The organism is Sphingomonas oryzagri (assembly GCF_029906645.1).
Taxonomy (GTDB): Bacteria; Pseudomonadota; Alphaproteobacteria; order Sphingomonadales; family Sphingomonadaceae; genus Solisphingomonas; species Solisphingomonas oryzagri.
In genome coordinates, this window is sequence record NZ_JARYGZ010000001.1 from 2697914 (window position 1) to 2719257 (window position 21344).

The window sequence follows — 21344 nt, forward strand, 5'->3', positions numbered from 1 at the left end:
TTGTGTCAGGCGAAGCGGAAGCCCGAGATCGCGGTTTCCATCACCAGTTCGCTGTAGATGCGCTCACCCGCCGCCTCGCTGGCGCCGGCCGCGATCATCAGCGGTAGCAGATGTTCCTCGCGCGGGTGGGCGAAGCGGCCGGACGGTGCATCGGCCCAGCGCGCCAGCGCGTCCGATCGAACAGCCGCATCGGCGGTCGCCGCGTCGGCCAGCCAGCCGTCGAACTGGCGCGACGGCTCGGTGGAGGAGGTCCGCCCATAGCCGCGCATGTTGTGGAAGCTCATCCCCGCGCCGACGATCAGCACGCCCTCGTCGCGCAAAGGAGCGAGCGCGCGGCCGGCGCCGATATGCTCGGCGGGGTCCATACGCAGGTCGGTCGACATCTCCACCACCGGAATATCAGCATCGGGGAACGCCACCTTGAGCGGCACGAACACGCCATGGTCGATCCCGCGCGTCACATCGAGGCTGGCCGGCATCCCTGCCGCCGACAGCAACCCGGCCGCCTTCGCCGCCAGCACCGGATCGCCGGGCGCGGGATAGGTCAGCTCATAGGTGTGCGGCGGGAATCCGTAATAATCGAAGATCAGTTCCGGATTGGCGCCGGCCGTGAAGGCAAAGCCCTCGGTTTCCCAATGGCCCGAACAGATCAGGATCGCCTTCGGCCGCTCCGGTAGCAACTTCGGCAGATCACGGAGGAAGGCCTCCATACCCGTCCAGGTGCCGCGCGGATCGTCCATGAAGAAGCAGGGACCGCCACCGTGCGGGATATAAAGGCTGGGCTGGCGCATTTCGTCTCCGTAACGCAACGATCGTTCCCGCATATGGTGCGGGGGCGGGCCGGGCGCTAGGCTCGGTGGAACACAGGGAGGCCGACGAGTGGCGGACAAGGCTGGATCGGGAAGGGCGAATATCGGCGCGGCGCTGTTCAGCGACCGAGGCTTCGAGCGCAATCTGGTGCTCTGGGGCAGTCTCGCCGCGACGATCGTGCTGGTGCTGTTCGCGCGCTCGCATCCGCACCTGCTGTGGCTGCTGGTGGTGACGCTGCCGCTGCTGGCGGTGGCACTGGTCGATCTCGTCCAGTCCGAACACAGCCTGCGCCGCAACTTTCCGGCCTCCGCGCACATCCGCTGGTTCTTCGAATGGCTGCGGCCTTTCCTGCGCGCCTATATCGTCGAGAGCAATCTGGAGGGCCGCCCCTTCTCGATCGACGAGCGCTCACTGGTCTATGCCCGCGCCAAGGGCGATGTGGATGCGCACCCCTTCGGCACGGAGCTGGACGTCTATTCGGGCGAATATGAGTGGCTGGCGCATTCGATCGCACCCAATCCGCACGCGCCCAAGGATATGCGCGTCGTGGTGGGCAGCGATCAATGCGCCAAGCCCTATTCGGCATCGCGCCTCAATATATCGGCGATGAGCTTCGGTGCGCTCGGCGCCAATGCGATCGAGGCGCTGAACAAGGGGGCCGAGATCGGTGGCTTCTACCATGATACCGGAGAGGGCGGGCTGTCCCCCTACCATCTGAAGCATGGTGGCGACATCGTCTGGGAGCTCGGATCGGGCTATTTCGGCGCGCGAACCGAGGATGGGCGCTTCGATGCGGACAAGTTCCGCGACAAGGCGCAGAACGATCAAGTCAAGATGACCGAGATCAAGCTGAGCCAGGGCGCCAAGCCCGGTCATGGCGGCATGTTGCCCGGCCCCAAGGTGACGCCCGAGATCGCGAAGACCCGCGACGTAACCGAGGGTGAGGATTGCCTGTCGCCGCCGGGCCATAGCGCCTTCTCGACGCCCAAGGAACTGCTCGAGTTCGCCGCAAAGATGCGGGATCTGTCCGGCGGCAAGCCGGTCGGCATCAAGCTGTGCGTCGGCTTCCCGCACGAACTGATGGCGGTGGTGAAGGCGATGCTGGCGACCGGCATCCTGCTCGATTTCATCGTGATCGATGGCGCCGAGGGCGGCACCGGCGCAGCGCCGACCGAATTGTCGGATCGCGTCGGGATGCCGCTGCGCGAAGGCCTGATCATCGCGCGCAACGCGCTGGTCGGTGCGGGGCTGAAGGGCAAGATCAGGCTCGCCGCGTCTGGTAAGGTCACGTCCGGCGCGGCGATCGCGATGAACGCGGCGCTGGGGGCGGACTGGTGCAATGCGGCGCGGGGTTTCATGTTCTCGCTGGGCTGCGTGCAGTCGATGAAGTGCCACACCGATCTCTGCCCGACCGGCGTCGCCACCCAGTCCCCCGCCCGCCAGCGCGGCCTCGTCGTGCCCGAGAAGGCCGAACGGGTGGCGCGCTTCCACAAATCGACGATCAACGCGCTGCACGAGATCGTCGTCGCGGCGGGGCTCGATTCGCCCAGCGACTTCCAGCCGGGCCACCTGCGCCAGCGGATCAACGTCGCCGAGATGAAGCAGATGAACGAAATCTATCCTTTCGTGGAGGACGGGGAGCTGATCGCGGGAACCTCCCACGACACGCTGCGTCGCTGGTGGGACGCCGCCGATCCGGACAGCTTCCGCCGCCGCATGCCGGCTTGACGATCACGCCCCCGGCGGCCAACCGGTCGGCCGAGGGGTAAGCGTAACGAGGATGAACATGGCTCAGGAACAGGTTACGATCCGCACCGCCGACGGCGATTGCCCGACCTACGTGGTGACTCCGGAGGGCACCGGCCCCTGGCCGGCCGTCATCATCTACATGGACGCGCTGGGGATGCGCCCCGCGCTGCTCGGCATTGCGTCTCGCCTGGCAGAGAACGGCTATCTCGCGCTGCTGCCCGATCTTTTCTACCGCTCCATCCCCTACGACATCCCGACGCCGACCGAGGTGTTCGCCAAGGGCGAGTTCATGAAGATCATCGGCCCGCTGATGGAAAAGACCGGACCGACCCAGGCGGCCGCCGATACCCGCCAGTATCTCGACTATCTCGACACGCGCGATGACGTGAAGGGCGGGAAGGTCGGCACGGTCGGCTTCTGCATGGGCGGCGGCATGGCGCTGGCGGCGGCGGGAACCTACCCCGATCGCATCGCCGCGGCGGCGAGCTATCACGGCGGCAACCTCGCGACGGACAAGCCGAACAGCCCGCACCTCTTCGCCCCGAAGATCACCGGCGAGATCTACGTGGCCGGTGCCGACAACGATCACAGCTACCCGCCCGAGATGCACGAGAAGGTGAAGGCCGCCTTCGACGAGGCGGGCGTGACCTATCGCGCCGAAATCTATCCGGGCGCGCTGCACGGCTGGATGAAGCCGGACTTCCCGATCTACAACGAGGAAGCCGCCGAGCGCGGCTGGCGCGAGATGCTGGCGCTGTTCGCGCGTAATCTCGGCTGACACTGCAACGGTCGGGCGGGAACTAGATCCCGCCCGGCACCGTCTCGAAGCCGACGCCCGCCAGATCGGCGGCGAGATCGGCGGCACAGCGATCGAGCCTGTCCGGCTCGGTCGACCGGATCACGAAATTGGCGCCCACCCGCCCCTCGCGAAAGAAGGGATAGCTGCCGATCTGGCAGCCCTCGTGGCTCTTCTCGGCATGGCGCAGGATGTCGGCGACCTCGCTCTCCGGCGCCCAGCTGCCCAGCGTGGCGGACAGGAGCGGCTTGCCCCCTTCCAGCGTTCCGGTGAGCGCGTCGATCATCTGGCCGGCAATGTGGGGCACGCCGGCAAGGATGAAGACGTTGTTCAGCCGGATGCCCGGCGCGCCGGAGATGCGGTTCTCGATCAGGCTGGCGCCCGCGGGCACTCGTGCCATGCGCAGGCGGCCCTCGTTCACCCCGCCACGGGTCTCGTAATAGGCCTCCAGGATGGCGCGAGCGCGCGGATGGATCTCGACGCCGAGGCCGAAAGCGGCGGCGATCGCGTCCACCGTGATATCGTCGTGGGTCGGGCCGATGCCGCCGGTGGTGAAGCAGTAATCGTAGCGGCCGGCGATCGTCGTCACCGCCTCGGCGATCGCGCCCATGTCGTCGGCGACGACGCGGACCTCCTTCAGGCGGATGCCCTGCAGGTTGAGCCACAGGCCGATCTGGGAGACGTTTTTGTCCTGCGTCCGGCCGGAGAGGATCTCGTCGCCGATCACCACGATGCCGGCGGTCCAGATGCGCGTGTCGTCCATCGCGGGCCGGCATAGCGCTTGGCCGCCCCAAGCGCTATATGCACGCGCATGACGCAATATATCACCGTAACCGCGGACGACACGATCGAGCGCGATGGCGCGATCAAGCTTTACGATGCCGCTGCCTTCGAGGGCATGCAGGCTGCCGGCCAGCTCGCAGCGACGATCCTAGACGCGCTGGTGCCGCATGTGGTGCCCGGCGTCACCACCGAGGCGCTGGACGACATCGTACGGCGGATGACGCTGGATGCGGGTGGCGTGCCCGGCACGCTCGGCTATCGCGGCTTCACCAAGAGCTGCTGCACCTCGATCAACCATGTCGTCTGCCACGGCATTCCCGGCGACAAGGTCCTGAAGGACGGCGACATCGTCAATATCGACGTGACCCCGGTGCTGGACGGCTGGCACGGCGACACCAGCCGCATGTTTCTGGTCGGCGACGTGCCGATCAAGGCGAAGCGGCTGGTCGACGTCACCTACGAATGCCTGATGCTCGGCATCGAGCAGGCGAAGCCGGGCAATCGCCTCGGCGACATCAGCCACGCCATCCAGGTCCATGCCGAAAAGCATCGCTACGGCGTGGTCCGCGATTTCTGCGGCCACGGCGTCGGCCGCGTCTTCCACGATGCGCCCGAGGTCGTGCATGTCGGCCGCCCCGGCACCGGGCCGGAGCTCAAGCCGGGCATGATCTTCACGATCGAGCCGATGATCAACATCGGCCGCCCCGACGTGAAGATGCTGGACGACGGCTGGACGGCGGTGACGCGCGACCGCTCGCTCTCGGCACAATTCGAACATTCGATCGGCATCACTGAAACCGGATGCCAGATTTTCACGAAGAGCCCGACGGGGCTGGATCACCCGCCCTACGCTTGACCGTCTTTCTGGAGAGTCCTTCGATGAAGCTCAGCCTGCTCCCGGCCGCCGCCGCCCTTGCCTTCTGCACCGCGCCGGCCTTCGCCGCGCTGCCGGTCGGCGCCGCCGCGCCGGAATTCGCCACGCAGGCGAGCCTCGCCGGCAAGGCGATGCCGTTCGATCTCAAGGCCGCGCTCAAGAAGGGGCCGGTCGTGCTCTATTTCTATCCGGCCGCCTTCACCTCGGGCTGCACCGTCGAGGCGCACGACTTCGCCGAGGCGACCGACGACTTCAAGAAGCTCGGCGCCACCGTGATCGGCATGTCGGCCGATCCGATCGACGTGCTCAACAAATTCTCGACTACCGAGTGCCGCAACAAGTTCGCGGTCGGATCGGCCTCTGCGCAGGTAATCGCCGACTATGACGTGAAGCTCGCCTCGACGGCGCGCTCCAACCGCACCAGCTATGTGATCGCGCCCGACGGCAAGGTGATCTTCAGCTATTCGGCGATGGACCCGTCCGGCCACGTCACCGGCACGATGGATGCCGTGAAGCAGTGGAAGGCTGCCCACAAGGGCTGAGCTTCATCCTCCCCATCGCAGATGGGGAGGGGACCGCCGAAGGCGGTGGAGGGGCCGTCGGCGATAGCCGGCGGTCTTCTCTTATCAGGCGTTCCGCATTTCCCCTCCACCACTCGCTACGCGAGCGGTCCCCCTCCCCCCGCTTCGCGCGGGGAGGATGAGAAGGCCCGTCGCGCCGTGTTCGCCGCATCGTGTGCAAGGCGCGTCGGGAGCGGCAGACGGCGGCCTTCGCTGAGTGCCAGCACCCATTCCACCGCCGTCTCCAGCGAAATGCGGTGGCCGATCCCGACATAGACCGGCAGTGCCCTCGCCCGCGTCCTGACAGCCACCGCCACCACCTCGCCGCGATCGACCAGCGGCGCTGTCGAGCCGGGTTCCTCGCCGAGATCGCCCTCTACGCGCCCGCACAGGATCGACTTGGCGACGCCGATCGCCGGCACATCCAACAGCACGCCGACATGCGTCGCGATTCCGCAGCGCCGCGGATGCGCGCGGCCATGGCCATCGACGAAGAGGAGGCCGGGCTTCTCCGCCAGCGTCTCCCACGCCGCGACGAGCGCCGGGACCTCGCGGAAGCCGAGATAGCCCGGCACATAGGCGAAAGGCGGAATACGCGTTGCGACGGCAGGCGGCAGGATCACGCGCTCCGGCCAGGCCAGCGGCGCGATGGCGGCGTGGATCGGGCCTCTGGAATCGCGCCACTTCATCGAGGTGTCGGCGCCGGCGAGCAGGCGAACGGAGTTGATCCTGTCGCGCGTCTCGCAAGCCTCGGCGATTGCGCGCTGGGCCGCCGTCGCGGCCTTGAGATCGGGCGGGGACAGCCAGTCGCCGGGGATCGTCATGGTTTCGCCCTCATTCCGCCGCTTGCACACCGGATGGCCCGGCCATAGCAAGACCGTTTCCGTTCTGCCCATCCGAGGAACCCCGTTGCCCGCGTCGACCCGTCTCCTGATCGCAGGCACCAATCCCGTCCGGATCTGGCAGATGACCAACGGCGAACGCATCACGCGCCTCGCCCGTGCCGCCGGCATCGCGACCGATGGTGACGGCGCCGGCATGGCGATCCTGTGGGCCGATCCCGCTTGGGCGTTCGATCCCGCGTGGTTTCGTCACATCGCCGCGACACCGGCCACGGTGCTGATGGCGAGCGGCCGACAGGTGCTGGCCAATCTGCCAGCCGGCCTCTCCGCTGAAACCGCGTTCGCCGAGCCGCTGGCAGCCGGTCTTTCCGTGATCGATTATGACGCGCGGCCGACGCTCTACAACCATCAGCTGCGCAAGCGCGAATGTCCGTTCATCGAGCCGCTGACCCCGCAGACCGCCGCCGATATCGAACGGCGGAGCTATTACGGCGCCTACAAGGGCGTCACCGACATCCTCACCAAGTTCCTCTGGCCGGAGATCGCCTTCGGCCTCACCCGCCTCGCCGCGCGGCTGGGCCTGTCGCCCAACGCCGTGACCTGCACCGGCATCGCTCTGTGCGTGGCGGCGACCTTCCTGTTCGGCACGGGCTATTTCTGGTGGGGGCTGCTCGCGGGCTTCGTCTTCATGGTGCTGGACACGGTGGACGGCAAGCTCGCGCGCTGCACGGTCACCTCGTCCAAATGGGGCAATATCCTCGATCATGGGGTGGATATCGTGCACCCGCCCTTCTGGTGGGTGGCGTGGGGCATCGGCACCGCCGCCACCGCGCATCCGCTGGCCGGCGCGACCTTTGCCTGGGTGCTGGTCGCGATTCTCGGCGGTTACGGGCTGCAGCGGCTGATCGAAGGCATCTTCATGCGGCGCTTCGGGATGCACATCCACGTCTGGCGCCGCTTCGACACCGGCTTCCGCCTGATTACCGCGCGGCGGAACCCGAACATGGTGATCCTGTTCGTATCGCTGACCGCCGGGCGGCCCGATCTCGGGCTGGTCGCGGTCGCGGGGTGGACCCTGGTTTCCGTGGTGGTCCACGCCGTGCAGATCGTGCAGGCCTATGCCTGGCGCGCGCGGCACGGGGCGCTCGCCAGCTGGATGGAGCAGCAGCCATGAACGCCACCATCGCCAAGTTCGGCCACCCCGCCACCCTGATCCGCGACTATGCGCATTGGGTCGTACTGCTGCGCCCCGCCCAGCCGACGCTGGGATCGCTGGTGCTTGCCGCCAAATCCGACGCGATTGCTTTCGGCGCGCTTCCACCCGAGGCCCATGCCGAGCTGGCAACGATCACCGCCGATATCGAGCGCGTCCTGGCCGTCGCCGTCGGCTACGAGCGGATCAATTATCTGATGTTGATGATGGTGGACCCGCACGTCCACTTCCACGTCATCCCGCGCTACGACGGCACGCGCGAGCGGGATGGCGTGGACCTCCCTGATCGCGGTTGGCCCAAGCCCCCCGATCTCGGCTCGGCGACCGCACTCGACGATGCGCAGATCGCAAGCTGGACGGCGTGGCTGAAGGGGATTTGGCCAGATTGATCCTCATCCTCCCCCTGGTGGGGGAGGATTCAGACGCTCAAGCCGCCCAGCTGTCGGTCAATTTGGTCGCCGCCTCGATGTCGTTGAGGAAGTCGACCTCGGCCCAGTGCTGTCCCTCGATCGACACGGTGCCGACCTTCCCGGTCGGCGCGATCGAATCGATGATCTTGAGATACCAGTTCTCGACGCCCGCCGGCGTGCGCATGAACGCTTCCACGGTGTCGCGGAACAGCGCCACGCCCTCCCCCCGGAAGGCCAGGAAGCCGATCGACTCGGCGTTGGACTGTTCGGCGGTCAGCGTCTTGCCGATCGCCGCCAGCCGGTCGCCGATGCGCGTCACCTTCATGTCGTCGCTGTCGTAATGGGGCTTGGTATCGACGGTGACGGCGATCGGCCAGCCAGCCCCACCCGCCTGCACGCGCTCGACGATCCCGTCCGAAACCAGCGTGTCGCCGTTCAGGATCAGGAAGTCGCCGTCCATCGCGTCGCGCGCGATCCAGCAGGAGCCGAGATTGTCCGCCACCTTGTAGAAGGGGTTGAAGCGGGTGCGCAGCGTGAGGCCGGGTCGCTGCAGCCGCACCAGTTCCGCCTCCACCATGTCGGTCATGAAACCGGTGACCACATCGATACGCGTCACGCCGTGGCGGGCGAGCATCTCCACCTGCCACGCAAGCAGCGTCCGGCCGGAGAAATCGATGAGGCACTTGGGCCGTTCGGCGGTGAGCGGCAGCAGGCGCGAACCCTGCCCGGCGCTGAGGATGATGGCACGATCGATCATGCGCAGCCCTTAGCCCGCGCACCGGATACGGGCAATCCGATGCCGCTGAGTCGGCTCGCCGACACCTCTCGGGCGAATGGAGCGCGGCGGTCCGATCGTTGCTTAAAAAGCGTGCAGGGGAGTCGATTTTTGCTCAGTCATCAGGCAGACTCGCCAAATGCTGCACGTGCGAGCCGCGCCCCGCTTGCGACTCCGCACATGGCACGCTTATTGAACCCGCAGCAACGCTCGCGGGGAGGGAGCGCACGACGACATGAAGAAGATCGAAGCGATCATCAAACCGTTCAAGCTGGACGAGGTGAAGGAAGCCCTGCACGAGGTGGGCGTGTCGGGCATCACCGTCACCGAGGCCAAGGGCTTCGGCCGCCAGAAAGGCCATACCGAGCTTTATCGCGGCGCCGAATATGTCGTGGATTTCCTCCCCAAGGTGAAGCTGGAGGTCGTCGTCGACGATGCTCTGGCCGACAAGGTCGTGGAGGCCATCCAGAACGCGGCGCAGACCGGCCGCATCGGCGACGGCAAGATCTTCGTTCTCCCTGTCGACACCGCGATCCGCATCCGCACCGGCGAGCGCGACGCGGACGCCGTCTGAGTTCAACCAACCATCATCTACCAAAAGCGGGAAAGGGCACCCCATCATGGCGAACACCGCCTCTGACGTTCTGAAGCTCATCAAGGAAAAGGAGATCGAATGGGTCGATCTTCGTTTCACCGACCCCAAGGGCAAGTGGCAGCACCTCACCATGGTGTCCGGCGTCTGCGGTGAGGACGAGCTGACCGACGGTTTCATGTTCGACGGCTCCTCGATCGAGGGCTGGAAGGCCATCAACGAGTCCGACATGATCCTGAAGCCGGATCTGGACGCGATCTGGGTCGATCCCTTCTCCGCGACCCCGATGCTGATCCTGGTGTGCGACATCGTCGAGCCGTCGACCGGGGAGCTGTATGCCCGCGATCCGCGCTCGACCGCCAAGCGCGCCGAGGCGTTCCTGCAGTCGACCGGCATCGGCGACACCGTCTATGTCGGCCCGGAAGCCGAATTCTTCATGTTCGACGACGTGCGGTTCGAGAACAGCTATTCGTCGAGCTACTACAAGATCGACGACATCGAGCTGCCGGGCAACACCGGCCGCGAATATGAGGGCGGCAACCTCGGCCACCGCCCGCGCGCCAAGGGCGGCTACTTCCCGGTCGCGCCGGTCGATAGCGCCGTCGACATCCGCGGCGAGATGGTCTCGACCATGCTCGAAATGGGCCTGCCCTGCGACAAGCACCACCACGAGGTGGCCGCAGCCCAGCACGAGCTCGGCCTCACCTTCGGCACGCTGGTGACCACCGCCGACCGCATGCAGATCTACAAGTATGTGGTCCACCAGGTCGCCCATGCCTACGGCAAGACCGCGACCTTCATGCCCAAGCCGATCAAGGAAGATAACGGCTCGGGCATGCACACCCACATGTCGATCTGGGACGGCGGCAAGCCGCTCTTCGCCGGCGACGGCTATGCCGGCCTGTCCGACATGTGCCTCTACTTCATCGGCGGCGTGATCAAGCACGCCAAGGCGCTCAACGCCTTCACCAACCCGACCACCAACAGCTACAAGCGTCTGGTGCCGGGCTATGAGGCGCCGGTGCTGCTCGCTTATTCGTCGCGCAACCGCTCGGCCTCCTGCCGTATTCCCTACGGCGCGGGCGCCAAGGCGAAGCGCGTCGAGTTCCGCTTCCCGGACGCGCTGGCCAATCCGTACCTCTGCTATGCGGCGCTGCTGATGGCCGGCCTCGACGGGATCGAGAACAAGATCCATCCGGGCGAGTCGATGGACAAGAACCTGTACGATCTGCCGCCGGAAGAGCTGGCCCAGGTGCCGACCGTGTGCGGTTCGCTCCGTGAGGCGCTGAACTCGCTCGAGGCCGACCACGATTTCCTGCTCAAGGGCGGCGTGTTCACCAAGGACCAGATCGAGGCCTATGCCGAGCTGAAGTGGGCCGACGTCGCGCGCTGGGAAATGACCCCGTCGCCGGTCGAGTACGACATGTACTATTCGGCCTGATCGGCTCCACGCACGATCATGGAAATGCGGGCGCCCCGGAGGAGACTTCGGGGCGCTCTGCTTTTGTGAGGAATTGAGATGCGCCTGATCCTTGCCGCCACGCTCGGGCTGGTCTGCGCCGGGGCCGTCCAGGCGGCGCCGCTGTGCCGCGATTCCAAGGGACTGTTCACGCCCTGCCCACCCGGCATGGCCAGCAAGACCGCCGATCGGCACAAACGGCCACGGGTCGCATCCTCACCTGAAGCTTCCGCGCGCACGGGCGATCAGGTGGCGGCCGCGAAACCGGACGCGCCCACCAAGCCGGCGATCATTCGCAAGGCCAAGCTGTGCCGGGACTCCAAGGGCCTGTTCAAACCCTGCTGATCCCGAAATCTTAACCCCGCCGCGATATCCGGCGGGCATGGAGCAGCCCGCTTTCTCGGCCTTCGAGACGACCCCGCCACCGACGGCGCACCGCGCCTTCGATCGGCGGATGCTGCCGGTCTATGCCGCGCTCGGCGTCGCCTGGGTTGTGCTGATCATCGCGATGCCGCTGACCGGCCTGTCGGTCGATGCGGTGCTCGTCGGCGCCTTCCTCGCCGTGTGCGGGCTGTGCGGCTGGGGCGCGTCGTGCCTGAGGCTGCGCGGGTGGGTGCGGATCGCGACGGCGATCGAATCCTGGGCGTTGCTCAACCTTGCGTGCCTCACCGGCATCCTCGCTACCTGCGTCGCCGCACGGAGCAACGCGCCGTTCCTAGACGGCTGGATGGACGCCGCCGATCGCTTCATTCTCCCCGGCCTGAACTGGCGCGACACGGTGCTCGCCATCGGCCGCCATTCCGCGCTGATGCACCATGCGACGCAGGTCTATGCGAGCCTGCAATGGCAGGGCAGCCTGCTGATCCTGCTCTGCTGCGCGACCGGCCGGATCGAGCGCTGCCCGCGCTTCATCCTGAGCTGGACGATCGCGCTCGGCCTGATCAGCGCGGTGTTCGTCTTCACCCCATGCGTCGGCGCTTTCGCTCATTACGGCATCGGCCACGACGTCGTGCCGTCGGTCGGCGCCAGCACCGGATGGAGCGACCTGCTGATGGCCCTGCGCACGCACGACACGCTGCGGCTCGACCCGTCCGCGCTCGACGGCATCGTCGAATTTCCGAGCTTCCATACGGCGGGCGCGATCCTGCTCGCCTGGGGCTTCTGGGCGATCCGCGGGGCGCGCTGGCCGATGCTGGCGCTCAACCTCGCGATGATCGCGGCGACGGTGCCGATCGGCGGCCATTATTATATCGATGTGGTGGCGGGCGCGATCGTCGCCTGGGTGGCGATCAAAGCGCCCGACTGGATTGTGTCGCTGCGCGCACGGTGACACAGGGGGCCATGGTCCCCTCGCCCTGCACCCAGGTCTGCCGGCTCGATCGCGCCACCGGCTGGTGCGAGGGCTGCGGGCGGAAGATCGAGGAGATCGGCGGCTGGATGGGCGCCAGCGACGCCGAGAAGCGGGCGATCCTCACCCGCCTGCCCGAACGCCTCCGACGCCTCGCTCAATAATCCTTCGAGATACGGATATTGGCGCTCTGCCGGCCGATCGTCGAGATGGTGGAGAGCAGCGACAGCCAGCGCGTCACCTGAAACTCCAGCCGCGTCGCCGAATAGCCCTGCCCGTCGGTGACAAGCTCCACATACAGCCGCTTGCCGATATATTTGCCCGCCGCGACCGATGTCTTCTGGCCGGTGGTGATGTCGGCCGGCTCGATGCGCAGCCGATCCAGCCCCGCCACCTTGCGGATCGCGTTGATCGGATCGAGGCTGCCCTTGCCACCGGTGCGCAGGCCATTGACCGCCGCCGCGAGTTGCAACGCCTCGGGCGCCGAGAGATTGGCGATCGAGGTGCCGAACAGCAGGCGGGATAGCAGCTCGTCCTCGGGCAGCGCCGGGGTCGAGGTGAAGCTGATCTCGGGCTTCAGCCCGGTGCCGCTGACCTGGATCGAGGCGCTGACCCCCTGGATGCTGGCCTTCGCCACGATGTCCAGCGCCGGATCGACCGGCACGCCACCGCCGAAACGGATGATCCCGCGATCGAGATCGAAGCGGCGCCCGGCGAATTCGTAATTGCCCCGCACGAGATCGATGCGCCCGGTGATCGCCGGGTTGTCGACCGACCCCGCGATCGCCAGCTTGCCGCGCCATTCGCTGTCCAGCCCCAGCCCGCGCACGAACAGCTGGTTGCGCGCGTCGGCCTTGATGTCGAGCGTCCAGGGGACGAGCGGCGTATCCTCGTCGTCGAAGTCCTCGCGGTTCAGTTCCTTGACCGCGAGGCGCGGCACGCCCTGCTGCGCGGCCTTGCCGAAGCGGTAGGAGGAACGATCGAGCTTCACGTCGCCCGCGATGGTGCCGCCCTTGCCATCCGACTTGATGGTGAGCGGGCCGGTGACGGTGGCGCCAATATCGTCGCGGGCGAGCAGCACGGCATGGTTGGCGGTGAGCGCGATGTCCATGCCCAGCCCCTTGGCACCGGCGAAATCAAAGCTGGCGCGGCCAGTGAGGGTGCCGTTGTCGCGGGTCGCGCCGGCGAACTGGTCGATCAGCAGCTTGGAGCCGTCGAAGCGGCCGGCGGCGCGGATCTTCTCGATCACGGTGCCCAGCGTCGCGCTTTCCAGCCGCGCGTTCTGCGTCACCAGCGAGCCGCGGATCGAGGGATCGCGCAACGTACCGCCGACGTCCGCACCGATCGCGACCGGGCCGGAAAGATCGATCGTCTCGATGCCGGAGAGCCGCCAGAGCGTGTCGGCCGGGCCGTTGTAGCGCAGCTGCGCGAAGAGCGGTGCCGAGAGCAGACGGTCGGCGATCGTCGCGCCGCCACCGATCGGCGAGAGCCGGGCCTGGGCGCGGCCGATCACCTGTCCGCCGCTGGTCGCGACGGCGCGTGCGGCGACCTTGCCGCCGTCCATCACCGCCGCCAGCCCCACGTCGACCGGCTTGGAAGAGAGGACCAGTCCGGCGCGGCTCAAGCCGCGCACGCGCAGGTCGGCCTTGCCGGTGGGCAGAGCGCCCGGCGCCGCCACCGCATAGGAGACGCGGCCAGTCGCCTGCCCGGACAGGCCGAGACCGGGCTTGAACATGTCGAGCACCGAAAGCGGCATGGCATCGAGGCTCGCCTCGAAGCTGGTCGCCTGCGTGCCGAAACGGCCCGCCACCGTGGCGCTGCCACCCGAGAAGGACAGGCTGGTCGGTGCGATCACCCAGGCGTCGCCGACATGGCGCAGCACGGCGGCCGTGGCCAGCGCGACCGGCCGGCCGTCGACCTGCCCCTGCCCGCGCACCGTATAGCTTTCAGCGGCGATATGCGTGTCGGTCTGGAACGAGAAGGCGCGCCCCCGCGATCCGGCGACCGAGGCGCGCACGTCGCCGATCCCGCCCCGCAGCTTCGTGTTGGCGGCAAGGCGGGCGAGGAAGATCGATCCGCGGCGAAGGCCCTGCGCCGCCACCGTCGCATCGACATGGGTGCCGGCGGGATCGAGCAGCAGATCGAGATCGAGCTTGCCCTTGCGCACGCTGGTGTCGAAGTCGCCCGCCAGCCGCGCATGATCGGCGGTGATGTGCCCGACGATGCGCTGCTGCGTGCCGACCGGCGAGAAATCCAGCGTCCCGCCAAGCCCGCCGCCCGCCAGCGCGAGTTGCCCGGTGAAGCCGCCCGGATCGGCACGGAGATCGCCCTTCGCCGTGGTACCGCTGACGTTCAGCGCGCCCATGTGGATGACGGTGGTGCCGCCCGGCGGCGCATCGATCGTACCTGTCGCGGTGAACGGCCCGAGCGTCGATCCGCCCGCCGCCTGCATCGCGAAGCCCTGCGGCACGGGATCGAGATCGAGCTTCACCTGATCCAGCCCCAGCGCCTCCAGCGGGCGATCGAGCAGCAGCGCCACCTTGGGATGGTCGATCTGCCCGCCGAGGCCGAGGCGGAAGGTGCCGTAGGTCGCCTGTTTGCCCTGCCCGGTGAACTGGATGCTGCCATCCTTCTGGCGCGTACCGCTGCCGGTGATGGTGATGGCCGCCGCGGTGAGCCTGAGGTTGGCGAAGTGGAGGATACCGTCGGGCGTGCGGGTCAGCTGCGTGTCGAGCGTCGGCAGCCCGCCGGCCAGCGAGCGCAGAAAGGCATTGTCGAACCGGCGCACCCAGGCGCGGCCGCGACCAGAGACGATCGACTGCTTGAGATCGGCGGTGGGTGTGACCTTCAGTTCGGTCAGCACGTCGACGATGCCGAGGCCGGGGATCAGGTAGCGCTGCAGCCCGCCCGACAGGTCCACCCAATATTTGCCGCCGACCAGATCGACGAACAGGGCGACCTTGCCGTTGAGCTTATCCGAGCGGAGCGTCAGCCCCTCGCCGGTCAGCACCTTGGGCGTGATGTGGAGGACGCCCTGTATGTCCATGTTGGCGAGGATGCCGCCCGCCACATCGCCCACGCCGGTGACGCGCCGCGCAGTCAGCTTGATCGGCAACGCCAGATCCTTGCCGCCGACATGGCCGGCGCCCTCCGCCCGCACCTGCTCAAAGCCGGTCTTGTCGAAGGCGAATTGCGGCGAGGTCGCGTCGTAGCGGAAACGCGCGGTCTTGAACGGGCCGTCCAGCTCGGCGTGGATGCGGATGCCGTGCCCGGTCATGTTGGGGAACAGGGCGGCAGGCTGGAGGAGCAGCGCATCGACCTTGAGCGGATCGTAGGCACCGCGCGCGAGATCGATCGCTCCGCGCGAGATCACCGCGACCTGCGGCGAGGCGAGCTTGAGCGATCCGTCGAGCCGTCGGTCGGCATAGCGCGCCTCCCCCGACACGAGGATCGAGGGATTGGTCAGCCGCTGCGCCTTGCCGCCCGTGATCGTCCCCAGCGTCAGCCGGCCGGACAGCGCGTAATGCCCCTTGTCCTGCCGGAGCATGAGCGCGCCGATGCGGTGGCCACCGACCGTCCACAGGCCGCGCCCCTTCCATCCGCTCCAATTGCCCTCGCCGCCGACAACCACCGCCATCGGCTTCTTGGAACCGAGCAGGCCGGGAACCACGCCGTCTCCGGGCGAGGCGAGCCGCGCGTCGAGATCGAACAGATCCTTGTCCGGCTCGGTATCCAGCGCGAATGTCAGGCGATCACCGGCGGACGAGGCGCCGCGCAGGCCGATCACCGCGCGGCGGTTGCCGGTATCCGCCTTGCCGACGATGCGGACGAGGCGACGCTGCGGCCCGGCCACCCCTGCCTCCAGCCGCAGCCGCAGATCGAGCTGTCCGATATGGATGCGGTAATCGGGCAGGATCGGGGCACCAGGGCGGGCGGGCCGCAGCTTCGGCAACCGCTTCAGGATGACGAGATCGGAGGCGAGGCGATCGACGTGGAGGCGGTTGGCGAGCCAGCGGGTCGGCCGCCAGTCGAGATCGACGATCGGAGCCTCGAGGAAGATGCCCTGCGGGTCGGACAGGCGCAGGTCGCGGATCTGCGCGTGGCGCCAGATCGATCCGTCGATGCGGCCGATATGGATGCGAAGCCCGCTCGACGGTTTCATCTCGCCGATACGATCGACGATGAAGCGGTGGCCGGCGTCGGTATCCACCCCGAAACCGATCGCCGCCGCCAGGAACAGCAGCAGCCCGACGATCCCGCCGATCAGCCGCAGCGACCAGTGCAGGCGTGCACGCTTCGCCGGCACGGACGGCGGCGTCTCGGGTGTGTCGGCGGGGATGGTGTCCTCCGCCATCAGAACGCCTGCCCCAGCGACACATAGACGGCGACGCGGCTGTCGCCTTTCTCGCGGTTGATCGGTGTGCCGACATCGACGCGGACCGGCCCGAAGCTGGTGTAATAGCGCACGCCAAGGCCGGTGCCGTAATGCAGGCCGGTGAACTTGGGCACCGATCCCGAATAGAGATTGCCGCCGTCGAGGAAGGGCACGATGCCGAAATTGCCGAAGCGGATGCGCGCCTCCAGCCCGAACTCTGCGACGCTGGCGCCGCCGACCGGATCGTTATTCGGATCGCGCGGGCCGATCTTCTGGTATCCGAAGCCGCGCACCGATCCGCCGCCGCCCGAATAGAAACGCCGCGTCGGCGCGATCGATCCGGCGCTCGCCCCCTGGATCGAGCCGAGCCGGATCCGCTCGGCGAAGACGACCCGGCCGACTGGCTGGTAGGCCGATCCGTCAAGCTGGAGGCGGACATATTCGAACGCCTTGCCGCGGAACGAGATTTCCGGCGAGACGTGGGCCGACAGGCGATAGCCGCGCGTCGGGTTCAGCAGGTCGTCCGATCCGTCGTAGGACAGGCTGAGCGGGATCGCGCCGACATAGTAAGTCGCGCGGCGCGGCTCGCCGGTCGCCAGGATCTCGTCGCGCTCGTCCGACGCGACCAGCTCGACGCCATAGGCATAGGTCCATTTCTTCTGCCAGATGATGTTGGTCTGGCGCTCGATGCTGGCGGCGAGGCTGGCGGTCTTCGCCGCGAAGGCCGGCACGTTGAGGTGATCGAGCGTGAACTGCGTGATCAGCGCCTGGTCGCGCGTGCGGAAGTTGTTGCGGCGGAAGATCGCGGAGGCGAGCTGTTCCTGCGTGCCGAGCAGGCCGCGCAGGGTCAGGCTGCCTTCGGGCGGGAACAGGTTGCGGTGCGTCCAGTCCACCTCGGCGGTGACGCCCTGCCCGGTGCCGTAGCCGAGCGTGCTCACCGTCTCCGTGCTCAGATAGCCGAGCTGCCCCGCGGTGATGCGCGATCCCTGGACGTAGCCCAGCGTGCCCGCGATCGTGCGCGGAGGCGCGCGCTCCAGATGCACGTCGAGATCGACCACCTTCGGATCGGCTGTGCGCACCGGCGTGATCTGCGCGACCGAGACGAGCCCGGTCTGGATCAGCGCGCGGCGCAGATCCTCGATGCGATCGGTGTCGTAGACGTCGCCGGGATGCAGGCGCGACAGCAGCTGAACGTGCTTGGCACCGAACACGAACTTGGTGCCCGAGATGTGGAAGGCGCCGAAGCGCATCTTGTCGCCCGGATCGACCGTCAGCGCCAGCGTCGCCTCGTGCGTAGCGTGATCGACGGTGACATCGGGATCGGAAACGGTGGCGAAGGCGTAGCCGTTGGTGCCGAGCGCGGCCTTCAGCGCCGCGACGCCCGCTGTCACCTTGTCGGCATTGACCGCGTCGCCCTTGCGCACCGCGAAGGCGCGGACCAGCGCAACGCTGTCCGCCCCGGTCTGCGCGACGCCGTTCAGCGCGATGCTGGCGAAGCGATAGAGCGGCCCCACCTCCACCGCCATCGTCACGGCGAGGCGGGTGTCGCCGCTGGTCGTCGGCGCAGCGAGATTGCCGACGCGGGCATCCACCTCCGCATCGTAATAGCCGTAGGCGCGCAGCAAATCGCGCAACAGCCCGGAATCCTCGCGCGCGCGGCGATCGATCTGGGCGACGTTGGCCGGCTTCCCGGCCGCCTGCTGGAGCGAGGAGAGCGCGTCGAACCGGCTCTTGATCTCGCCGGCGTCGGGCACGCCCGACAGGCCATCGATGGTGAGCGCGTAGCGGCGCTCGCCGGTCGCCTCGGTGGTCTGGGCAACCTTGGCCTGCTTCTTCGCATCCTTGCTCTTGGGGGCGAGATCGGGCGCCGCCGGGGTCAGCAACGGCAGGTCGCCGGGTGCGCTCGGAAGCTGGCCGAGCGGCGCATCGGGTTGAGCCAGATCGGGCCAGTCGACGCCCATGTCGGGCATCGCCGCCATCGGCGAATTGGGATCGAGTGCGCCCGGATCGCTCACCTGGGCGGGCGCCGCATCCTGTCCGCGGGCCGCAACGGGGCAGGCAAGAAGAACGATCGCGGCACAGGCGCGCGAGGCGCGGGTCCGCGAGGCGGCAGGCAACATGGCCGGACCCTAGCGCGGGCCGGAGTCCGATGCCAGCGCGGATAAGCGCGCGAAGCTGGCCTTTCGGCTTAGTGCAGCGTGCCCGCGCTCTCGGGATCGCCGAGCAGCAGGATCACGCGGCCGACCCGGCACCAGCGGGTGTAATGGATATGGTTGCCGAGATCGCGGCTGCGCTCGGCGCGCGCGGCGGCCTCGGCCAGTGCGGCCTCGCCGCAGCTCGCGATGAGTTGCTCGGCGCCATCATAGGCTTCGCGATCGATCACGAAATGCATGGATTCGAGCACGCAACCTCCACCCTGGACCGGGCACGCTCCTACCCCCCGGCCCGTTAAGGCGGCTGCCAAGGGAAAGGGTAAACATGGCGGGTACCATGAGGGGCTGGCGCGGAACCGCGCGGCATGGCAGACGCCCGGCATGGCAGATCGTCCCGCACCGCGCGCAGGCGGCTTCATCCTCGCCGTCGCCATCCTCGTCGGCACGATCGGCGGGGGGCTGATGGGCCAGCCGAGCATCGGGCTGCTCGTAGGACTGGCCGTTGGCGTCGCCGTGTCGGTGGCGCTGTGGCTCAGGGACCGGTCGCGCGCCGGCCGCTAAAGCCGCCGGCCCGCCCAGAGCACCCGGCCGACCACATCGACGCCGCCCGCCAGATCGACCGGATCGGCGCGCGGATTGTCGCTCCTCACCGCGAAGCCGTCGCCCTCCCGCACCAGCCGCTTGACCATCAGCGCGCCATCGACGCGCAGCACGTAGATGCCGTCGCGCAGCCGTTCGCGGTCGGTCTCGTCGACGAGGATCTCGTCGCCATCGGCCAATGTCGGGACCATCGAATCGCCGCGCACGCCGATCACCGACAGCCCGTCGGTCCCGCCATGGCGGCGCAGGCGCCGGAGCCAGCCTTCCGAGAAGCCGAGGCCCGCCGCCGACCGCCGGTCGTCACCGAACGCGCCCGGACCGGCTGACGCGGCGGTATCGAGCACCGGCACGGTGAGCAGCGCCGGCCGGTCGGGCATCTGTCGCGCCTGCGCCCCCAGCCATGTCTCTGGCACGCCGAAATAGCGGGCCAGCCGCGCCCGGTCGGGCTCCGCCAGGCGACGCGGAGAGCCGCGCCGGATGAACTGCTGCACATAGGCCGGATTGCGGCCGATCAGCCGGGAGAGCGAGGCGCAATCCTCCCCCCGTTCGCGGATCAGGCGATCGAGCACCGCACGCGGATCGTCCGGAGGCACGTCTTCGACCATGAGACGAGCATACCGATAGGAAAAATCCTAGACAAGTAGGATTTAAAGAACAAAACAAGATCAAAGCAGCGTTCGTCGAGTCGCCGGAGGAGGCCGGATTTTCCATGCAGCCCAGGCATTTGCTCACGCGAATCCAGCGCCATTTGCGGCTGACGGGGACCAGCCCGTCGACCTTCGGGCGCTGCGTCGTGGGCGATCCGCGCTTCGTCCACGATCTGCGCAACGGCCGCGAGCCGCGCATCGCGACCGAACGCCGCATCCACGCATGGCTCGACGCCCAGGAGGAGATGGCCCGATGACCCATATGTTCGCAACCCGCCCGCGCGATGCCCTGCTCGCCGCGCTCCTGCCCCATGCCGGGCCGTTCGTGACGGTCGCCGCGACCAGCCGCGCCTGGGCGAGCGGCCTGTTCGATGGCGCGCGCCATCGCATCGCGATCCGGCTCGAAGGGGAGGATGCGGCCGCGCGGGCCGCGCAAATGGCAGCGACCTTGCCCGAGGCCGACCTGCCGATCCCGCGCGGCTTCGTCGCCGACCTTCAGGTGACCGGTCGGCTGGAGGGCGAGACGGTGATCGTCGCGATCGAGGCGCTGACCATCGACGACGCGGTCGAGGAAATCAGTCGCGTCGCTCGGCGAGCCGGTTGAGTTCGGCCAGCGCGTTGCGGAGCGCCGGACCTGGATCGCGCGGCGGCACGGTGGCGCGGCGCTCCAGCCCGGCGGAGAGACGCTCCATCATCGCGGAGATGCTGGTGTGGCCGGGGCGCGAGGCGACCGGCGCTTCGGCAGCGACAGTCTCGGCAACGACAGCCACCGGCGCCGGCTCGACCGCCACGACTTCGGGTTCGGCGACAGACGCTTCGGCTGTGACCGGCTCCGGCTGGACCACGACGTCTTCGGGCAGTTCGACATAGTCGCCGTCGGGAATCGTGCTGTCCGGCCACCATTGCTCGTCGGCATCGGCCTCCGGCTTGGCGCCCGGCGCGGCGGCGGCAACATCCATGAACGGCTCGCCGAGATCGCGGCTGGCGTGGATCGGCTCGCGCGGCGGCGCATCCGGATGCGCATCGGCGCGGCGGAAGCGGGCGAAGCGCTCGGCCGGCATCCCCGACGGGCGTTCCTCCTCGGGCATGTCGGCGAAGGGGTCGACCGGCTCCGGCTCCGGTTTCACCGGCTTGCGCATCGCGATATAGCCCGCGCCGCCCGCGACGGCCGCGAGCAACACCGCGACGATGGCGCGGCCGGCGGTGCCCATGTCACCCGCCACCGGCACCTGTGCGAAGAGCTGCGCCGGTGCGGAAAGCGCCACGAAACCCGCCGCGGCACCCAGGCCCACGGCGAGCGGAGTCTCGAACCGCCAGCGGTCGATCGTGCGAAGGATCTGCGTCGTCATGCCCTTACG

Annotated in this window: 23 protein-coding genes; 14 read left to right on the forward strand and 9 right to left on the reverse strand. The window is 68.1% G+C overall.

All coding sequences use genetic code 11. From position 1 onward, the window contains the following. Window positions 1–5: 5 nt before the first annotated feature. The gene (locus QGN17_RS13040; RefSeq protein WP_281044911.1) at window positions 6–791 is read right to left on the reverse strand and encodes a DODA-type extradiol aromatic ring-opening family dioxygenase; all 786 of its coding nucleotides are present in this window, start codon (window positions 789–791) and stop codon (window positions 6–8) included. A gap of 88 nt (window positions 792–879) precedes the next feature. On the opposite strand from QGN17_RS13040, the gene QGN17_RS13045 reads away from it, so the two are divergent. Both QGN17_RS13045 and QGN17_RS13050 read left to right on the forward strand, forming a co-directional pair. Continuing rightward, complete coding sequence (locus QGN17_RS13045) at window positions 880–2538, forward strand: FMN-binding glutamate synthase family protein (RefSeq protein ID WP_390902666.1); 1659 nt, start codon at window positions 880–882, stop codon at window positions 2536–2538. Window positions 2539–2596: 58 nt separating this feature from the next. Then, window positions 2597–3337, forward strand: coding sequence for a dienelactone hydrolase family protein (locus QGN17_RS13050; RefSeq protein WP_281044912.1), 741 nt, complete (start codon window positions 2597–2599; stop codon window positions 3335–3337). A 22-nt stretch (window positions 3338–3359) separates the two neighbouring features. On the opposite strand, the gene QGN17_RS13055 is transcribed toward QGN17_RS13050, so the two are convergent. Then, on the reverse strand, window positions 3360–4118 hold the full coding sequence (locus tag QGN17_RS13055) for a competence/damage-inducible protein A (RefSeq protein ID WP_281044913.1): 759 nt from the start codon (window positions 4116–4118) through the stop codon (window positions 3360–3362). 48 nt (window positions 4119–4166) lie between these two features. On the opposite strand from QGN17_RS13055, the gene map reads away from it, so the two are divergent. Together map and QGN17_RS13065 are read left to right on the forward strand one after the other, a co-directional pair. After that, window positions 4167–4994 (forward strand): type I methionyl aminopeptidase, encoded by an 828-nt coding sequence (gene map / locus QGN17_RS13060; RefSeq protein WP_281044914.1) that lies wholly within the window; start codon window positions 4167–4169, stop codon window positions 4992–4994. 23 nt (window positions 4995–5017) lie between these two features. After that, a complete protein-coding gene (locus tag QGN17_RS13065; RefSeq protein WP_281044915.1) occupies window positions 5018–5554 on the forward strand; it encodes a peroxiredoxin in 537 nt (178 codons plus the stop codon). A 116-nt stretch (window positions 5555–5670) separates the two neighbouring features. Here the strand turns inward: QGN17_RS13065 and QGN17_RS13070 are convergent, their stop codons facing one another. Further along, window positions 5671–6396 (reverse strand): endonuclease V, encoded by a 726-nt coding sequence (locus QGN17_RS13070; protein ID WP_281044916.1) that lies wholly within the window; start codon window positions 6394–6396, stop codon window positions 5671–5673. A gap of 142 nt (window positions 6397–6538) precedes the next feature. Between QGN17_RS13070 and QGN17_RS13075 the strand changes: the two genes are divergently transcribed. After that, complete coding sequence (locus QGN17_RS13075) at window positions 6539–7588, forward strand: CDP-alcohol phosphatidyltransferase family protein (protein WP_281044917.1); 1050 nt, start codon at window positions 6539–6541, stop codon at window positions 7586–7588. Beyond that, window positions 7585–8016 carry an HIT family protein gene (locus QGN17_RS13080; RefSeq protein ID WP_281044918.1) on the forward strand — a complete coding sequence of 144 codons (432 nt, stop codon included), beginning with the start codon at window positions 7585–7587 and terminating at the stop codon, window positions 8014–8016. Before QGN17_RS13075 ends, QGN17_RS13080 begins: the two co-directional genes overlap by 4 nt. Before the next feature lie 37 nt (window positions 8017–8053). Here QGN17_RS13080 and QGN17_RS13085 read toward each other — a convergent pair whose 3' ends face one another. Further along, the gene (locus QGN17_RS13085; RefSeq protein WP_281044919.1) at window positions 8054–8794 is read right to left on the reverse strand and encodes a phosphocholine cytidylyltransferase family protein; all 741 of its coding nucleotides are present in this window, start codon (window positions 8792–8794) and stop codon (window positions 8054–8056) included. 253 nt (window positions 8795–9047) lie between these two features. Here QGN17_RS13085 and QGN17_RS13090 point away from each other — a divergent pair, with 253 nt between their 5' ends. The 5 genes from QGN17_RS13090 (at window position 9048) to QGN17_RS13110 (ending at window position 12375) form a co-directional block, all read left to right on the forward strand. Then, complete coding sequence (locus tag QGN17_RS13090; protein ID WP_022688254.1) at window positions 9048–9386, forward strand: P-II family nitrogen regulator; 339 nt, start codon at window positions 9048–9050, stop codon at window positions 9384–9386. 46 nt (window positions 9387–9432) lie between these two features. Next, window positions 9433–10845 carry a type I glutamate--ammonia ligase gene (gene glnA, locus QGN17_RS13095; protein ID WP_281044920.1) on the forward strand — a complete coding sequence of 471 codons (1413 nt, stop codon included), beginning with the start codon at window positions 9433–9435 and terminating at the stop codon, window positions 10843–10845. 78 nt (window positions 10846–10923) lie between these two features. Then, window positions 10924–11208: a hypothetical protein gene (locus QGN17_RS13100; RefSeq protein ID WP_281044921.1), complete on the forward strand. Its 285-nt coding sequence runs from the start codon at window positions 10924–10926 to the stop codon at window positions 11206–11208. Window positions 11209–11245: 37 nt separating this feature from the next. Continuing rightward, window positions 11246–12193 carry a phosphatase PAP2 family protein gene (locus QGN17_RS13105; RefSeq protein ID WP_281044922.1) on the forward strand — a complete coding sequence of 316 codons (948 nt, stop codon included), beginning with the start codon at window positions 11246–11248 and terminating at the stop codon, window positions 12191–12193. After that, entirely contained in the window at window positions 12190–12375 is a 186-nt protein-coding gene (locus tag QGN17_RS13110; RefSeq protein ID WP_281044923.1) for a DUF1289 domain-containing protein, read from the forward strand. The genes QGN17_RS13105 and QGN17_RS13110 overlap by 4 nt, the downstream gene beginning before the upstream one ends. Here the strand turns inward: QGN17_RS13110 and QGN17_RS13115 are convergent. From QGN17_RS13115 to QGN17_RS13125, 3 genes are all read right to left on the reverse strand, one after another. Further along, window positions 12369–16565, reverse strand: coding sequence for a translocation/assembly module TamB domain-containing protein (locus tag QGN17_RS13115; protein ID WP_281044924.1), 4197 nt, complete (start codon window positions 16563–16565; stop codon window positions 12369–12371). The genes QGN17_RS13110 and QGN17_RS13115 overlap by 7 nt on opposite strands. Beyond that, a complete protein-coding gene (locus tag QGN17_RS13120; protein WP_449325352.1) occupies window positions 16565–18706 on the reverse strand; it encodes an autotransporter assembly complex protein TamA in 2142 nt (713 codons plus the stop codon). The genes QGN17_RS13115 and QGN17_RS13120 overlap by 1 nt, the downstream gene beginning before the upstream one ends. A 68-nt stretch (window positions 18707–18774) precedes the next feature. After that, the gene (locus QGN17_RS13125) at window positions 18775–18990 is read right to left on the reverse strand and encodes a hypothetical protein (RefSeq protein ID WP_281044926.1); all 216 of its coding nucleotides are present in this window, start codon (window positions 18988–18990) and stop codon (window positions 18775–18777) included. A 130-nt stretch (window positions 18991–19120) separates the two neighbouring features. Between QGN17_RS13125 and QGN17_RS13130 the strand changes: the two genes are divergently transcribed. Next, on the forward strand, window positions 19121–19300 hold the full coding sequence (locus QGN17_RS13130) for a hypothetical protein (protein WP_281044927.1): 180 nt from the start codon (window positions 19121–19123) through the stop codon (window positions 19298–19300). Here QGN17_RS13130 and QGN17_RS13135 read toward each other — a convergent pair. Further along, window positions 19297–19944 (reverse strand): S24 family peptidase, encoded by a 648-nt coding sequence (locus tag QGN17_RS13135; protein WP_281044928.1) that lies wholly within the window; start codon window positions 19942–19944, stop codon window positions 19297–19299. The genes QGN17_RS13130 and QGN17_RS13135 overlap by 4 nt on opposite strands. Before the next feature lie 104 nt (window positions 19945–20048). On the opposite strand from QGN17_RS13135, the gene QGN17_RS13140 reads away from it, so the two are divergent. Together QGN17_RS13140 and QGN17_RS13145 are read left to right on the forward strand one after the other, a co-directional pair. Then, window positions 20049–20243, forward strand: a complete 195-nt coding sequence (locus QGN17_RS13140; RefSeq protein ID WP_022689311.1) for a hypothetical protein — start codon at window positions 20049–20051, stop codon at window positions 20241–20243. Then, window positions 20240–20590, forward strand: a complete 351-nt coding sequence (locus QGN17_RS13145) for a hypothetical protein (RefSeq protein WP_281044929.1) — start codon at window positions 20240–20242, stop codon at window positions 20588–20590. The genes QGN17_RS13140 and QGN17_RS13145 overlap by 4 nt, the downstream gene beginning before the upstream one ends. Here the strand turns inward: QGN17_RS13145 and QGN17_RS13150 are convergent. Beyond that, window positions 20562–21335: a hypothetical protein gene (locus tag QGN17_RS13150; protein WP_281044930.1), complete on the reverse strand. Its 774-nt coding sequence runs from the start codon at window positions 21333–21335 to the stop codon at window positions 20562–20564. The genes QGN17_RS13145 and QGN17_RS13150 overlap by 29 nt on opposite strands. Between the last annotated feature and the right edge of the window lie 9 nt (window positions 21336–21344).

Bases quoted from the DNA above. Each gene is read 5' to 3' on its own strand.
- QGN17_RS13085 (WP_281044919.1), bottom strand. From the start codon at position 8,794: ATGATCGATCGTGCCATCATCCTCAGCGCCGGGCAGGGTTCGCGCCTG.
- QGN17_RS13075 (WP_281044917.1), top strand. From the start codon at position 6,539: ATGACCAACGGCGAACGCATCACGCGCCTCGCCCGTGCCGCCGGCATC.
- QGN17_RS13070 (WP_281044916.1), bottom strand. From the start codon at position 6,396: ATGACGATCCCCGGCGACTGGCTGTCCCCGCCCGATCTCAAGGCCGCG.
- QGN17_RS13135 (WP_281044928.1), bottom strand. From the start codon at position 19,944: ATGGTCGAAGACGTGCCTCCGGACGATCCGCGTGCGGTGCTCGATCGC.
- QGN17_RS13120 (WP_449325352.1), bottom strand. From the start codon at position 18,706: ATGTTGCCTGCCGCCTCGCGGACCCGCGCCTCGCGCGCCTGTGCCGCG.
- QGN17_RS13140 (WP_022689311.1), top strand. From the start codon at position 20,049: ATGCAGCCCAGGCATTTGCTCACGCGAATCCAGCGCCATTTGCGGCTG.
- QGN17_RS13080 (WP_281044918.1), top strand. From the start codon at position 7,585: ATGAACGCCACCATCGCCAAGTTCGGCCACCCCGCCACCCTGATCCGC.
- QGN17_RS13100 (WP_281044921.1), top strand. From the start codon at position 10,924: ATGCGCCTGATCCTTGCCGCCACGCTCGGGCTGGTCTGCGCCGGGGCC.
- QGN17_RS13050 (WP_281044912.1), top strand. From the start codon at position 2,597: ATGGCTCAGGAACAGGTTACGATCCGCACCGCCGACGGCGATTGCCCG.
- QGN17_RS13115 (WP_281044924.1), bottom strand. From the start codon at position 16,565: ATGGCGGAGGACACCATCCCCGCCGACACACCCGAGACGCCGCCGTCC.
- map (WP_281044914.1), top strand. From the start codon at position 4,167: ATGACGCAATATATCACCGTAACCGCGGACGACACGATCGAGCGCGAT.
- QGN17_RS13055 (WP_281044913.1), bottom strand. From the start codon at position 4,118: ATGGACGACACGCGCATCTGGACCGCCGGCATCGTGGTGATCGGCGAC.
- QGN17_RS13150 (WP_281044930.1), bottom strand. From the start codon at position 21,335: ATGACGACGCAGATCCTTCGCACGATCGACCGCTGGCGGTTCGAGACT.
- QGN17_RS13130 (WP_281044927.1), top strand. From the start codon at position 19,121: ATGGCAGATCGTCCCGCACCGCGCGCAGGCGGCTTCATCCTCGCCGTC.
- QGN17_RS13105 (WP_281044922.1), top strand. From the start codon at position 11,246: ATGGAGCAGCCCGCTTTCTCGGCCTTCGAGACGACCCCGCCACCGACG.
- glnA (WP_281044920.1), top strand. From the start codon at position 9,433: ATGGCGAACACCGCCTCTGACGTTCTGAAGCTCATCAAGGAAAAGGAG.
- QGN17_RS13065 (WP_281044915.1), top strand. From the start codon at position 5,018: ATGAAGCTCAGCCTGCTCCCGGCCGCCGCCGCCCTTGCCTTCTGCACC.
- QGN17_RS13090 (WP_022688254.1), top strand. From the start codon at position 9,048: ATGAAGAAGATCGAAGCGATCATCAAACCGTTCAAGCTGGACGAGGTG.
- QGN17_RS13145 (WP_281044929.1), top strand. From the start codon at position 20,240: ATGACCCATATGTTCGCAACCCGCCCGCGCGATGCCCTGCTCGCCGCG.
- QGN17_RS13040 (WP_281044911.1), bottom strand. From the start codon at position 791: ATGCGCCAGCCCAGCCTTTATATCCCGCACGGTGGCGGTCCCTGCTTC.